Here is a 15,460-nt window from a genome sequence, read left to right as displayed (position 1 = left end):
AAACGCATGTTCTGATATGTGCAGCTATGTTATACTGAGGGGACGAGGAACGACTGAACTTTTTCATTTGAACATTATCAAACGGTGAGTATTTCACCTTGTATCATATACATTTTCTCCGCTACGGAAGGAGTCTATCATTTATGTCGGTAACCTTTTTACTAGGCCGCTCTGGTAGTGGCAAGACAACAAAAATATGGGAGTCTATTTCTTCTTCATTAGAGAAGGAGCCTTTTGGCGCGCCGATCATTATTCTTGTACCGGAACAAGGTTCCTTTGGAGCAGAACGGGGGCTTTTGACCGTAGGGAATGTGAAGGGAAGCATTCGGGCGCAGACACTGAGCTTTTCTCGGCTTGCCTATCGAGTGAAACAGGAAACTGGAGGCAGCGCTAGTCTGCCGATCAGTGAAGAGGGTAAAAAGATGTTGATTTACAAAATCATCAGTCGCCGTAAAGAGGAACTGAAATTATTCGGTGCCTCTGCCGACAGACCGGGTTTTGTCGAACGGTTGAATCAACTGCATACGGAGATGAAGCGTTGCTGCTTGGCTTCCTCTGATTTAGAGGAGCAGTTATCCGCAATGCGAGGCGCTATTGCAAGAAGTCCTATTCTTGAAGGCAAGCTGGATGATTTACAGCTGGTATTCAGCGATTTAGAGAAGGAAATGTCACGCCTCTATATCGACGAAGAGGATCGTTTAGCGGAACTAGCTGAGCATATTCCTGATTCCTCTTACATTCGCGGGGCGGAGATTTGGGTAGATGGGTTCCACGGCTTTACCCCGCAGGAATTCGTAGTGCTTCGTGAATTGATGCAGCAAGCATCGAAGCTGACCGTGTCCCTTACACTTGATCGTTCGTATCCCTATGGAGATCAGTTGAATGAGCTTGAATTGTTTCACCCAACTGCGGTTACTTACATTAAACTGCGTGGAATAGCTGAAGAGCTAGGCATTGATGTGTGGGACGAGCTTCTGGAGCCAGCGGTTCTTCCGCGTTTTGAAGAAAGTCCTGTTCTTGCTCATCTCGAAAGGGGATATGACCGCCGAAAGGTCTGGATGGGTGCAGATGAACTGGCAAATGAAGCGATATCTATAGGCGCAGCAGTTTCTCACAGAGCAGAGGTTGAGGGAGCACTGCGTGAAATGATCAGACTGGCGCGAGATGAAGGTGCAAAATATGGTGAAATGGCCGTATTGATGCGTAATATTGGAGATTACGAGCAACTGATTAAACCGTTGTTCCAAGATTACGGAGTACCTTTTTTTCTGGATCAGAAGGTAAATGAGCTGCACCATCCATTGGTAGAGTTTGTACGTTCCGCATTGGATGTGGTGCGTCGACGCTGGCGCTTCGAGGATGTATTCCGCTGTGTAAAGACAGAGCTTTTGCTACCGCTGGACGGTAGTATTACGCGTGAGGATATGGACGCCTTAGAGAATTATGTGCTGGCTTGTGGGATTCAAGGGTATCGCTGGACGGATGGCCGTTCATGGAAAGGGATTCCTAGCTTGTCGCTGGAAGGCGGCAGACAGATGGATGAAGAACTGCTTGCTACAATGGAGCGATGCCGTGCTAGTATAACGGGTCCTCTATTTGCTTTTGAGAAACGGATACAGAAGAGTAGAAGCGGCCTTGAACTATGTACCGCAGTGTACAAGCTGCTTGATGAGACGGATGTTGCCCGAAAGCTGGAGAAACTTAGTGTCGGTGCTATGGAGAAGGGGCAACCCGAGAAGGCTAGAGAACATAGTCAGCTGTGGGGTGCAGTGCTTGATCTGCTAGATCAGATCGTCGAGATGATGGGCAACGAGAGACTTGAATTTGATGTGTTCACCGGAGTCCTAGAGACAGGACTTGCTGAGCTTAAGATGGGACTTGTTCCTCCCGCGCTTGATCAAGTACTGGTTGGTAACATGGATCGGACTCGACCAACGGGAGTTAAATACGCTTTTTTGCTTGGATTTAATGAAGGTGTTGTGCCTGCGCAGTTTAAGGAGGATGGAATTCTCTCGGAAGGCGAACGCTCTGTGCTTGAGAACGCCGGTATGGAGCTTGCTCCTGGTGCTTCTCGTAAGCTGCTGGACGAGCGGTTTTTGATCTATAATGCGCTAACGACAGGAAGTCGAAAGCTCTGGATTAGCTACGCCACTGCTGATGATGAGGGCAAGGCGCTTCTTCCCTCTGAGGTAATCCGTCATTTGCATAGAATGTTCCCAAGGGTTCATGAGCACAGCTTGGCAGCACTTCCCCCTGCAGGACTACCAGAAGAAGTCAGAGATTTCATTCACCTCGGTTACATTGGTCATCCAGAACAGAGTCTTCGTGCATTGATTATGCAGCTACGCCAGTGGCGCCAGGGGACGGAGATACCTGAATTATGGTGGGATGTGTATAACTGGTTCGCTGCTGATGATATTCGTAGTCTCGAATTGAAACGTCTGCTCAGTTCATTGTTCTACCGTAACGTGGGAACGAAGCTAAAACGTGGAACAAGCCTTAGATTGTACGGTGGATCGACACTGCGAGGCAGTGTGTCCCGGATGGAGAAGTTTGTTGCTTGTTCCTTCTCCCATTTTGCATCTTACGGACTTAGACTGAAGGAACGCCAGCTATATAAGCTGCAAGCACCTGATATTGGACAACTGTTCCATGCTGCATTAAGTGATATGGCGGTAAGACTGAAAGAAGAGGGCCGCGGCTGGGGAAGCTTGTCTCCAGAGGAATGTCGGCGTGAGGCAAGTGAGACGGTAGAACGTTTATCGCCGATGCTGCAGGGAGAAATTCTGATGAGCTCTAAACGTTACGGATACATCTCACGCAAGCTAAAAAATATTGTTGGACGTGCTTCTGTAATTCTGGGCGAGCATGCCCGCCGAGGCAGCTTTGAGCCGGTAGGGCTGGAGCTGGATTTTGGTCCGGATAAGGAGTTGCCTCCTTTAAGAATTACGCTGCCGAATGGCTGTGTGATGGAGGTTGTTGGACGGATTGACCGTGTAGACATGGCCCGTGGAGAGAATGGAATTCTTCTGCGAGTGATTGATTATAAATCGTCTCAAAAAGATCTCAAACTGCATGAAGTGTACTATGGATTATCACTACAGATGCTGACCTATCTGGATGTGCTGCTTACGTATTCGGAGCAATGGCTCGGGCAACCGGCGCTTCCAGCAGGGACACTGTATTTCCACGTACATGACCCACTGTTAACCTCATCTAACGGGATGAACAAGGAACAGGCAGAACAAGAATTGCTGAAACGCTTCAAGATGAAAGGACTGCTTACAGCAGACCGCGAGGTAGTATCCCTGATGGATACGACTTTAGAGAAAGGGTATTCTTCTATCGTGCCTGTAGCAATAAAAGCTGATGGCAGTTTTTATAGTAGTGCTTCTGTAGCTACACCAGAGCAATGGGGACACTTATTATCATCCGTTCGGGGAACGATCTCGGATATCGGGACACGCATTACGGAAGGTGATGTGGCGATTGAGCCATACCGGATTGGGCAAGAGACAGCCTGCACATTCTGTTCCTTTAGACCCGTCTGCCAGTTCGATGAAGCCGTGGAAGGCAATGGCTACAACAATCTGGGTAAGCCAGGGAAGGACGTTATTTGGGATCTGCTGTCCCGCAAAGGAGGAACTACACCGTGAGTATGAAGTCTGAAATAGAAGCGAAACCGGTAGGAAGCATATGGAGTGATGACCAGTGGCGCGCCATCGCTGAGAGCGGTGATGATATCCTCGTTGCCGCGGCGGCAGGTTCCGGTAAGACAGCGGTACTTGTAGAACGGATTATTCGCAAAATCAGCAAGGAAGAGAATGGCTTTAGCGTAGATAGATTGCTGGTAGCTACGTTTACCAAAGCTGCTGCTGCCGAGATGCGCCAGCGGATTAGGGAAGCACTAGATCGGGAGCTTGAGGAGAATGGAGAGAATGACCATTTACGCCGTCAGCTGTCGTTGCTCGGGAAAGCCTCGATTACAACACTACACTCCTTCTGTCTGGAAGTGATCCGGCGTTACTATCAGATTATTCCTATAGATCCTGGTTTCCGTATCCTGAACGAACATGAAGCAGAGATGATGCGGCAGGAGCTGCTTCAAGAACTACTGGAAGAAAAATACGGTGAAGTAGGTGAAGATGGCGCGGATAGCGTATTTGTACAGCTTGCTGACTGGTTCAGTGGTGAACGCAGCGATGATGCGGTACATGCGCTCATACAGCGACTGCATGATTATGCCCGCAGCCATCCTTGGCCAGAGCAGTGGCTTCGTGATACCGCAGCTGATTTCTCATTACCAGACACAGATAGCTTAGGTCGAACTCCTTGGGTGCTAAGTATTCTTGAAGAAGCGAAGCTGACCCTTGCGGGTGCAGCCAGTCAGCTTATCCAAGGCCGGGAGATCGCGCTACAGCCGGGTGGTCCGGCGCCTTATGCCGAGAATTTGACGACTGACCTTGAGATGGTAAATGCATTGCAGGAGGCTGTGAATGAACGGCCATGGGCAGAATTATATGATATTTTCATGGAAGTATACTTTGGAAAATTGAAAGCTTGTAAGAAGGATTCGACAGATCCTGGACTGCAGGAAATGGTTAAAGAACTGCGCGATAGTGTGAAGAAGAGTATTTTAGATCTTCAGAAGGCATTGTTTGGCCGTCCTGCAGATGTTTTTTTGAGAGAACTGAACGAGGCGGCTCCTCTTATGGCAGAGCTTGCTGAGACGGTGATAGCGTTCGGTGAACGTTATCGAATCGAAAAAGCAGGACGGGGTCTCGTCGACTTTAGTGATTTGGAGCATTATTGTCTGCAAATTTTGCGCCATCCTGATTCTCTACCAGGCCATTCCCTGCCTTCTGATGCAGCGATGGAGTACCGTGCCCAATTCGATGAGGTTCTGTTAGATGAATATCAGGATACAAATAGTGTGCAAGAAGAGATTGTGCGGCTTATCTCCCGCGAAACACCTGGTAACCGATTTATGGTCGGAGATATGAAGCAAAGTATATATCGGTTTCGTCTGGCAGAGCCGGGGCTGTTTCTGGATAAATACCGTAGCTTTGGCTCTAAGAATACCGGGGGGAGCAGTAATACAGTAGGCGAATCCGAGTTATCTGAGAAGCCTAATGAATCGTCCGGCGGTTCGGTTATCGATCTAGCCCGTAATTTCCGTAGTCGTATGGAGGTTGTAAATGCCGTAAATATGATTTTTCGGCAGATTATGAACGAGACAGTGGCGGAGATTAATTATGACGAACGTGCTGAGCTTGTGTATGGAGCGAATTTCCCGGGTGCAGCAGAAAAGGGGCCAGATACTTTTTTTGCACCAGAGCTATTATTGATCGATCGCGGTGCGGCAGCAGGTAAAGTAGAAGAGACTGAGGATAGTGAGACTCCACTTCAGGAAAGCGAAGCTATTGAGAGTGAGACTGCGCAACTGGAAGCACGGGCGATTGCTCGCCGCATTTCACAGATGACTGGCCTGAATGGAGGATCTCCGCTACTGATTTTTGATAAAGGGCTTAAGATTATGCGCCCAGTGATTTATGGTGATATCGTGATTTTGCTTCGTTCGGCGAGAATATGGACCCCTTTAATTATTGAAGAGCTTCGGATGGAGGGAATCCCTGCATACGGGGATCTGAATAAAGGCTATTTTGAAGCTACAGAAGTAGAAATTGCACTCTCACTCTTAAAAATAGTCGATAATCCTCAGCAGGATATTCCACTCGCTGGTGTGCTTCGTTCACCTGTTGTTGGTTTAACTGAAGAGGAACTGGCTAAAGTTCGGATGTACAGCCATGGTTCTTTCTATCATGCTGTACAAATGGCAGCGAACATGCAAGATGGAAAGGAAACTGAGGAAGAATACGATCTTTTCTCGGCTCATGTGATAGAAACAGCAAGTGCAGCGGAAGAGAAAGTTACCTCAGATAATAATGATGAAATCATTAATGAGGTGGAATCTGGAAGTGGAGCTTTACCGAAAATCAGCCTAAAGCTGAAGCATAAGCTTAAGAATTTTCTAGAACGGCTTGAAAGCTGGAGAGATGCGGCTAGACAAGGCAGTCTCAGTGACCTGATCTGGCGTATTTATGGTGAGAGCGGCTACCTGGAATGGGTTGGAGGCTTGCCTGGAGGGTCACAGCGCCAGAACAATCTTAAGGCTTTGTATGATCGGGCTGTTCAATTTGAGAATGATACTGCGGCACGTGGATTATTCCGTTTTCTGGTGTTCATTTCACGGCTTCGTGAGAATGGCGGAGATCTTGGTGTAGCTGGTGGTGGCGGTGAAGAGGGCAATGGGGTCAGAATTATGACCATCCATAAATCCAAAGGCTTGGAATTCCCTGTTGTTTTTATAGCGGGCATGGCGAAGCAGTTTAATCGGCAGGATTTGCATTCTCCTTTCCTGATGCACAAGGAGCTTGGCTTTGGGCCACGTTTTGTGGAGCGGGAAACACGGGTCAGTTACCCAACGCTTCCTTATTTGGCTATTAATCGTCGTACTAAACTTGAATTGTTGGCGGAGGAAATGCGGGTATTATATGTAGCTTTAACTCGTCCGAGAGATAAGATGATTCTAGTAGGCACCGTAAGAGATTTGCCACGCAAAATCGCTAGCTGGAGCAGTGTGCAGAATCGGGATGAGCTGTTGCTTGCGGATCATTTACTAGCCCGGGGACGCAGCTATCTGGACTGGGTTGGACCGGCATTGATCCGGCATCCGGCGGCGGCTATTCTTCGGAAGCTAGGCGGCTCTGAAGGTACCGTCTCGACAGTGCTGCACAGCGATGTCTCAAACTGGAGCATGAGTGTGCAGAATGCTTCCGAACTGAATTCCGGGGCGTTCCTTCCTTCGGATAACTCAGAGGACAAAGCAGAAGAACGTCAATCTGTACTCAAGGCGCTGCAAAAAGGTGAATCTGTAAGTGTCTATGGATCAGTGAATAGCGATGAAATAGCTAGAAGACTAGAATGGCCCTATCCGTTTGCGGCTGCCTCTGGTATTCCTGCCAAAACCTCTGTTACAGAGTTGAAATCTTTGTTGTTGATGCAGGACCAGCCTTCTTATGATCTCTTAGAGGAAAGTGGCTATCCTGTCACCTCAACAGAAAACAATAAACGTACAGATGTGGCAGGAGCAGACAGTCTGCATTTGCGGCGTCCGAAATTTATGGAAAAGCGCAGTCTAACCCCAGCGGAGCGCGGGACAGCCTACCATACGGTTATGCAGCATATTCCGCTGGAGGGTTCTGTTGATCCTAAAGTTGTGGTAGAAACATTAGCCCGTTTGCAGAGATTAGCTATTCTAACTGCTGAGCAGGTGGAGGCGGTATCCCCCGATCAGATAGAGACTTTTTATACGAATGAACTTGGTCGTAGATTAATAGATTCTTCTTGGAAGCTTAGAGAAATGCCGTTCAGTTATATGCTTCCCGCAGGCGAGGCTTATGGAGGGCTCGATTATATGAATAAAGCCGTCACAGAGCTAAGCCATGGAAATAATAATGAAGGCTTTAGTGAAGGAGTGCTGATCCAAGGGGTAATTGACTGCCTGTTCCGCGAAGAGGACCGGATTATTCTGTTAGACTATAAGACGGACTCTGTTTTAGAACATCAGGGTGGGTTAGAAGCGCTTAAGGAAAAATATCGTTTTCAGCTAGAGTTATACAGCAAGGCATTACATGATATTTTGGGAGAACCGATCAGCGAGATTTGGCTGTACTTTTTTGACGGCGGACATGCTGTGAAATTATAAATCTATTCATTACCGCGTAGGAGCGGGGAAAGAGGACGAAGATGCGGATATTGCATACGGGAGATTGGCACCTCGGCCGAACGCTGGAAGGAAGAAGCCGGCAGAAGGAGCAAGAGCAGTTCATAGATGAATTGGTGGAGATCGCCGACTTTCATAAAGTGGATTTGATAATGATGGCGGGAGATGTGTACGATTCCGTTAATCCACCAGCGGCTTCAGAACAACTATTCTATGAGGCTGCCGCAAGGCTGACTGCAGGGGGCAGGCCCCTTGTTGTGATCGCCGGAAACCATGATCAACCGGAGCGCGTATCTTCAGTTTCGCCGCTTGTATTAAGGCAGGGGATTACATTAGTGGGGCTTCCTACCTCAGAGCCAGTGACTGTTCATGCTGCACGCACGGGTGAGATCGCCAAAATCGCAGCTCTTCCTTATCCCTCCGAGGCGCGTCTCGGTGAACTGCTTGCAGGAGATAGCGGAGAAGAGGAGCTTCGACTGGCTTATAGCGCACGGGTAGGCAAGCTCATGCAGCTGTTGGGACGGGAATTCACGCCGCAGACTGTAAATTTGGCGATGAGCCATATTTATGTGCTTGGTGGTGTGGAAAGTGATTCGGAACGTCCAATTCAAGTGGGCGGAGCGTATACCGTTGATCCTTCTGCTTTGGCTTGTGGAGCGCAATATACTGCACTAGGTCATCTTCATCGCGCACAACGTGTCAAAGGGGAAGGAATGATCCGTTACAGCGGATCTCCGCTGGCATACAGTTTTTCTGAAGCAGGACAGGCTAAATCGGTGACGCTGATTGATGTTGCGCCGGGTGGTGAGCCAACCTTTGAAGAAATCTATCTTCGCTGTGGGCGTCCGCTTGTAAGATGGAGCTCCACAGGTGGATTGCAGGAGGTATATAACTGGCTGGATGAAGGTAGAGATGCTTCTGCTTTTATAGATTTGGAGATTCGGCTTAGTGAAGCCATGTCGATGAATGATATTCAGCGCCTGCGCAAATCACGCGAGGGGATCATTCATATTCGTCCCATCTACCCGCAAATGGAGATGGAGCTCGAACAAACTGCCCGTTCACGAATGCCGGTGCAAGAATTGTTCCGTAAATTCTATCAGCGTCAGACAGGTGGAGCGGAACCGGAAGATAAGCTAATAGAGCTGTTCTTACAGCTAACCGAAGAAGAACGGCGTCAGCCGGAGGAAGGAGAGGAGAACTAAGGTGAAGCCTATTCTATTAAAAGTAGCAGGTTTACAGAGTTATAGAGAAATGCAAGAAATAGATTTTGAAAGTCTGTGTGAGACGGGTCTGTTTGGGATTTTTGGACCTACGGGCAGCGGCAAGTCTAGCTTGCTGGATGCTATTACTTTGGCAATGTACGGGAAAGTGGAACGTGCCGTTAACGGAACACAGGGGATTATGAATCACTCTGAGGATACACTTAGCGTGGCGTTTACCTTTGAGCTCACTTCTTCCGCGGGGGCACATCGTTATCGTGTTGAAAGGAAGTTCAAGCGGACTGGTGAACAAACTGTCAGCAACACGATTAGCCGTTTCATTGAAATCACACCTGACGGTGATAATGTTATGGCGGATAAGCTCGCAGATGTTACGCGCTGCGTGGAAGAGCATATTGGTCTTAAAATGGATGACTTCACGCGAGCGGTTGTATTGCCGCAGGGGAAATTTGCCGAATTCTTATCACTTCGTGGCGTAGATCGCCGGCAAATGCTGCAACGCCTGTTCCATCTGGAACAGTATGGCGATCAGCTGGCAATTAAGCTTAGCCGCCGGGTGAAGGAGAATGAGGCTGCGCTCCGCGCGCTGGAAGCGGAGCAGCAGGGTCTTGGCAGCGCAGGAAAAGGGGATGTAGAGGCAGCAGCTGAGCGCCTCGAGCAGGCCACCCTTTATGCTGCGGAATGCCGCCGAAAGCTGGAAGCGGCGCTGCAGGTCTCGGAGCGTTTCGCGCGTATACGCGAGCTCCAAGAGGAACGGACCCGCCGCGAGTTACAGCGGCAGGGGCTGCTCGCCAAGGAGGAGGAGATTCTCCTCCTTGAACAGAAGCTCGGCCAAGCTGACGAGGCCGAGGCAAGGCTTCCCGCGCTGAAAGCATGGCGCAGCGCGGAAGAAGCCTTTAAGAGCCGATTGGCCCGCGCGGAGGGCCAAGAGGTGCTGGCCGCCGCCGCCGAGCAGGAGGCGGCGCATGCCGCTGCCGTCGCGGCTGCTGCGCAGGCCGCACTTGCGGCGGAAGAGCCGGCCCTCCGGGAGGGGGCCGGCACCTACCGCCGCGCGCTCGAGCTCGAGTCCGAGCTCGGCGGCCTACGGCGCGAACTCGCGGCTCTGCGCGAGCGCCGCGAAGAGGCCTCCCGCAAGCTGGCGGAGCTGCGGGAGGGAATGGCCCGGGAGCGTGAGCTTTTGGCCAAGGGCCAAAAGCGCCAGCAAGAGCTGCAGCAGAGCTTGCAGCCGCTAGGTGTCCGCTCCCAGGAGCGGCAGTCTCTGCAAGAAGCGATGCAGAGACTGCAAGGGCTGCACTCCGCCGAATCCCAGTGGGATAAGGCGGAGAAGGAGCGCCGCGAGCGTGCCGCTGCACTTGCGGCTGCGCAGGCGCGACTCGCGGAGGCCGAGGGCCGTCGCGAGCTGCAGGAAGCTGCTCGCGGGCAACTGATCCGCGAGGCGGCGCTGCATCAAGAGAAGCTGCTGGCGACAGAAGAAGCTGCGCGCGCCGCAGCGGAGCGCCTGGAGCAACATGTCAGCACTTTGGAAGCGGCTATGAAGGATCAAGAGCTTCACAGATTATCGTTAGCACTAGCTAAGGAGCTGGAAGAAGGACAACCCTGCCCTGTATGCGGCAGCGAGCATCATCCTTCACCTGCATTATTGCAGGATAGCTTAGAGCAGCAAGAACTGGAAATGAAGCTTCAGCAAGTCCGAACATTGTCTAGACGGGCTTTGGAAGCTCGTCATCTGTTCCGTGGTCTTCGCGAACAGGATCAAGTATGGCTGGAGCAGGTATTTGGAAATGAAGTCATCGAAGCGGCAAATCACCCTGCAGCTGCAGGTTCAGAAGTAAGTAGTGCAGTTACTTCCACCGATTTAATCATTCCAGATGAAAAAGCCTTGGCAGAACTTGAAGCTGCACATTTGGGATTAAAAGGACAGTCAGGTGAAGTACGCCGAACTGCGGTACAGTGGCAGCAATCGATGCAGGAGGTCCAGCAACTGTGCCTCAAAGAAGCGGCAGCTGTCGCAGGTGAACGGAGCTGGGTAGAAGGAATTGCTGCCAAAGCTGAGGAACTCAGCGCCCAGCTAACGGCTCTACGGCAGAACTGGACACAGCAGTTCCCGGATATGGCACCTGGAGAAGTGGAACAAGCTTACCGTGATCTGTTAGCTAAGGATGCACAAGCTGAAGAAATTAGATCTCGACTTGATATCAGTGTCAAGTTTCTGGAGGAGAAAAGTACTTCAGTGCAGAACCTTCAAGAGACCATAACGGGGCTGGATAAAGAGCTGGCTCAGTGGATCACACAGATCGAAGGCAAGGAAGAATTGCAGCGTGAAAAAGAACAGCGTCTACTGGAGTGGACGAATGGTCGTGCTGCTGCTCCTCTTCTAGCGGAATGTGAAGGACGTCTGCAGGAATTGTTAACTGCTCTGGAGACAAGCAAGCAGTCACATCTCGCAGCGACGGAGAAGGCTCAGCATGAGGTTAAGGAAGCAGCGATTACTCGCCAGGCTGCGGAATCTGCGCGTGAACATTACGTAGCAGCTACCAGTCATTGGGAACAAAGCTTGGCTTCTTCACCGTTTAGTTCAGCCACTGAGGTTGAAGGAGCAGCGCTCACATCCGAAGCAAGGGAAATGGCTTATTCCCGCGTACGTGCTCATCGTGCCGAAGAAGCTGAGGTCTCGTTGCAACTGCGAAATATTGAAGAGAAGCTTGACGGAGCCAGCTTAAGTGAAGAAGAATGGCAAGAAAGTCAGGGGATCTTAAGAGAAAGCAAGGCTGAGGATGAAGTATCTCTTCAGTCAAGAGCACGTGCAGAGCGTGATCTGGAGGACCTGCGGCATCGACATATTCGCTGGATGGAGCTCGAAGCTAAGCGGATTGAGCACGCTTCTATGCAAGATCAACTCTCCAAACTACAGACGGTCTTACGTGGGAACGCCTTTGTTGAGTACATTGCTGAGGAACAATTGATGCAGGTGTGTCAGTCCGCTTCCCAGCGGCTTCGATTCCTGAGTAAGCAGCGTTATGCATTGGAGGTTGATTCGGGTGGCGGCTTTGTGATCCGTGATGACGGGAACGGCGGGGTGAGAAGACCTGTCTCAACCCTGTCTGGTGGAGAGACCTTCCTAACATCCCTTTCGCTGGCACTTGCTCTTTCAGCTCAGATCCAGCTGCGTGGGCAATATCCGTTACAATTTTTCTTCTTGGATGAAGGGTTTGGTACTCTCGACCCAGAGCTGCTGGATACAGTGATTACTTCACTTGAAAGGTTGCATAATGACCAGCTGTCTGTCGGTATTATCAGCCACGTTCCAGAGCTTCGTGCAAGGTTACCGCGCAAGCTGGTGGTAGTTCCTGCTGAACAAGGTGGAGGGGGATCTCGTATCCTTTTGGAAAAAATGTGAAGCATTTTAAACTGTGTGATCGATATCACAGATACAGCATCAACGCGCTGTTATAATACAGCTAAGCCGACATTACTTTAGAAACACCTCGGCGGACGTATGACCGGGAATGTACTCCTTTTCATACGTCCGCCGCCGAATCAGCTTTATAAGCTGTGAAGGGTGTTTCTCTTTTTTTTGCCTTTTTAGGCCCTACGGGTATATATATAGCTCAACTTCATTTGTAAACGGATTTCATTCTGTAATAGATACAGTTTTAGAGTGTGGATGTTGAATCTTCTAGCGTCTTTCGTAATTGGTGATTATCCTGTATGATTATCTTATGATGAAGTGGAATTTCACCAATTTTTAGGAGGCAAGCACTCTATGGAGACCGTGTTTAGCAAAATTATTGAGGGTACTATTCCTTCCAAAAAAGTATTTGAGAACGAACGTATTCTTGCATTCTACGACATCGAGCCGGCTGCACCGGTACATGTGTTGATCATTCCAAAGAAGTTCATTGCTTCCATGAATGATGTCACACCTGAGGATCTTCCGCTAATTGCAGAAATTCACAGTGTAGCGCAACAGATCGCTATCGACCTTGGGATTGCCGAATCTGGTTATCGTTTGATCAATAATTGTGGTCCAGATAGTGGACAAGCTGTGCCTCATCTTCATTATCACTTGCTTGGTGGGGCCAAGCTGGGAGCTCTCACAGGAAACTCAGCTTCTCACGCATAGTACAATCATTAAATGTTGAAGAACTTGCCAGAAAAAAAGAATAACACGAAGGTTGACACCATATTTCCGTTTGACCTATAATGGAATTTGATAAACCGTGTTATGCTCTTGGACGGTATGGTCGGAGGGAGGGGAAACTGTGTCTGAAACGAAAGTTCGCAAAAACGAGACAATTGATGCTGCACTTCGTCGCTTTAAACGTTCCATCGCAAAAGATGGTGTCTTGGCTGAGGTGAAGAAACGCAAACATTACGAAAAGCCAAGCGTTAAGAAAAAGCTGAAGTCTGAGGCTGCTCGTAAGAGAAAGTTTTAGGAGGATTACCCACGCATGAATCTTAGCGAGAGATTGAACGAAGATATGAAGCAAGCGATGAAGAGTAAGGACAAGTTCACGCTCTCCACGATTCGAATGGTTCGTTCTACAATAAAGTATCTTGAAATAGATTTGAAGAGAACATTGGACGACAACGAAGTGCTTGATATCCTTAGTCGTGAAATCAAACAGCGCAAAGATGCCCTCCAAGAATTTGAATCAGCGGGTCGCGACGAGCTTGCCGCGAGTACGAAGGCAGAAATCGAGATTATTATTAAGTATCTTCCCGAGCAACTTTCCGAAGAAGAAATTAAAGCAATTGTACAGCAGACCATCCAGGAAACCGGTGCTTCTTCGAAAAGTGAAATGGGTAAGGTCATGAGCGCACTGATGCCTAAGGTCAAAGGTCGCGCCGATGGTAAACTCGTGAACCAAGCGGTTCAGCAATTTCTGCAATAATATAGCGCCAGCACCCCTTGTAAAAGGGGTGCTTTTCTTTGTTTTGAAACGTAATTACGCTTACAACGTAATAAAGTTTATGTGTCCCGGGTCAAGTTGAAGAAGGGAGGTAAAAACATTGAAAAGATTACGGAAAATTATGTTAGCCAGCATTCCAGTTGTTTTACTGCTATTGCTCTTAACGCCGTTTATCCCGAACGTCAGCGCTGATGTAACGGTACCAAAAGCACCAAAGGCTGCGAATGGTGAGATGAAGAAAGGCCCTGTGTTTATTATTCCGGTTGATCAGAAAATTGAAAGAGGTTTGCAAAGCTTTTTGGAAAGAGGGTTCGCAGAAGCTGCTAATTATGGAGCGGTTCTAATTGTACTGGAGGTGGATACACCGGGTGGACTGGTGAGTTCAGCAGAACAGATTGGGACGATGGTAAGAGATAGTGACATACCTACGGCTGCTTTTATTAAAGGTGATGCCGCTTCCGCAGGCAGTTACATAGCACTTAACGCAGGTGCAATCATCATGAAGCCGGGCAGCATGATCGGTTCTGCATCTCTAGTAGATAGTAGCGGCCAGAAAGTAGATGACGCGAAGATGGTCTCCTACTGGAAATCAAAAATGATTGGAGCCGCTGCTCTAAATGAGCGTGATCCTGATATTGCTGCGGGAATGGTCGATAGTAATTTGGTTGTGGATAAGCCAGATCTTGGCGTATCTAAAGCGCAGGGCGAAATTATTGCCTTGTCTAGTGACGAAGCTTTAAAAGCTGGTTATGCTGATCAAATTACAACCACTCCAGAAGAGGCGATTACTTGGTTAGGTTATACTACAGATGACATTTTTCGTGTGGAGCATACGGGTGCCGAGAAAATGTCGCAATTTCTGACGAATCCGATTATTATGACGATTTTGCTATTCATCGGGATCACAGGCATTGTGATTGAGTTGATCGTTCCGGGCTTCGGTGCACCTGGGATTATTGGGACATTAGCCTTTGTTTTATATTTTTTCGGAAATTCTGTAGCAGGGTTTGCCGGATCAGAGACTTGGCTTTTGTTCATAATCGGACTTGTCATGCTTGTGCTGGAGCTATTCGTGCCGAGCTTTGGGATATTGGGGATACTTGGTTCCGTGAGCCTTGTGGCAGGTGTCGTACGCGCAGCATACAGCTTCACACATGCATTGTTTAGTCTCGGTATCGCATTCGCGGCTGCAACAGTAGTCATTGTGATTGTGGCTGTCGCATTTAAAGAACGTGGAATTTGGAATAGGTTTATTTTAAAGGATACGCTCTCTAAAGATCAGGGATTTGTACCTGTTGAAGAGAAGTTAAGCTTAGTTGGAGCTATAGGAAACAGTATTACTCCACTTCGTCCATCCGGAACGGCTATGATTGGCGGCGAGCGAGTAGATGTCGTTACTGAAGGCAGCTTTATTAGCGTTAATGCACCGGTCTCTGTTGTAAAAGTTGAGGGCGGACGGATTGTGGTGAAGGAAATTAAGGAATAAGGTAAAAGATAAAGGGTATGGCGAATAGTAGCTCCACAATAATTTACTGGAG

At 49.0% G+C, this 15,460-nt stretch carries 8 protein-coding genes; all 8 read left to right on the top strand.

What is annotated here, in order from left to right:
• Nucleotides 1-143: 143 nt before the first annotated feature.
• Nucleotides 144-3,656 carry a helicase-exonuclease AddAB subunit AddB gene (gene addB / locus NST34_RS24730; RefSeq protein WP_341128933.1) on the top strand — a complete coding sequence of 1,171 codons (3,513 nt, stop codon included), beginning with the start codon at nucleotides 144-146 and terminating at the stop codon, nucleotides 3,654-3,656.
• Between the two features lie 2 nt (nucleotides 3,657-3,658).
• The gene (gene addA / locus NST34_RS24725) at nucleotides 3,659-7,768 is read left to right on the top strand and encodes a helicase-exonuclease AddAB subunit AddA (RefSeq protein WP_341129592.1); all 4,110 of its coding nucleotides are present in this window, start codon (nucleotides 3,659-3,661) and stop codon (nucleotides 7,766-7,768) included.
• A 41-nt stretch (nucleotides 7,769-7,809) separates the two neighbouring features.
• The gene (locus NST34_RS24720; RefSeq protein WP_042190957.1) at nucleotides 7,810-8,991 is read left to right on the top strand and encodes an exonuclease SbcCD subunit D; all 1,182 of its coding nucleotides are present in this window, start codon (nucleotides 7,810-7,812) and stop codon (nucleotides 8,989-8,991) included.
• A gap of 1 nt (nucleotide 8,992) precedes the next feature.
• Nucleotides 8,993-12,406, top strand: a complete 3,414-nt coding sequence (locus tag NST34_RS24715; protein WP_341128932.1) for an AAA family ATPase — start codon at nucleotides 8,993-8,995, stop codon at nucleotides 12,404-12,406.
• Between the two features lie 366 nt (nucleotides 12,407-12,772).
• Nucleotides 12,773-13,132 carry a histidine triad nucleotide-binding protein gene (locus NST34_RS24710; protein ID WP_042130338.1) on the top strand — a complete coding sequence of 120 codons (360 nt, stop codon included), beginning with the start codon at nucleotides 12,773-12,775 and terminating at the stop codon, nucleotides 13,130-13,132.
• A 139-nt stretch (nucleotides 13,133-13,271) separates the two neighbouring features.
• Nucleotides 13,272-13,445: a 30S ribosomal protein S21 gene (gene rpsU, locus NST34_RS24705; protein WP_036657994.1), complete on the top strand. Its 174-nt coding sequence runs from the start codon at nucleotides 13,272-13,274 to the stop codon at nucleotides 13,443-13,445.
• Between the two features lie 15 nt (nucleotides 13,446-13,460).
• Nucleotides 13,461-13,904, top strand: coding sequence for a GatB/YqeY domain-containing protein (locus NST34_RS24700; RefSeq protein ID WP_042190953.1), 444 nt, complete (start codon nucleotides 13,461-13,463; stop codon nucleotides 13,902-13,904).
• Between the two features lie 139 nt (nucleotides 13,905-14,043).
• Nucleotides 14,044-15,408 (top strand): NfeD family protein, encoded by a 1,365-nt coding sequence (locus tag NST34_RS24695; RefSeq protein ID WP_149647677.1) that lies wholly within the window; start codon nucleotides 14,044-14,046, stop codon nucleotides 15,406-15,408.
• The last annotated feature ends 52 nt before the right edge of the window (nucleotides 15,409-15,460 follow it).

Source organism: Paenibacillus sp. FSL H7-0714 (genome assembly GCF_038003765.1).
Classification (GTDB): domain Bacteria; phylum Bacillota; class Bacilli; order Paenibacillales; family Paenibacillaceae; genus Paenibacillus_AQ.
The sequence above is the reverse complement of the archived record's forward strand: the minus strand, read 5'-3'. Positions and strand labels throughout refer to the sequence as shown.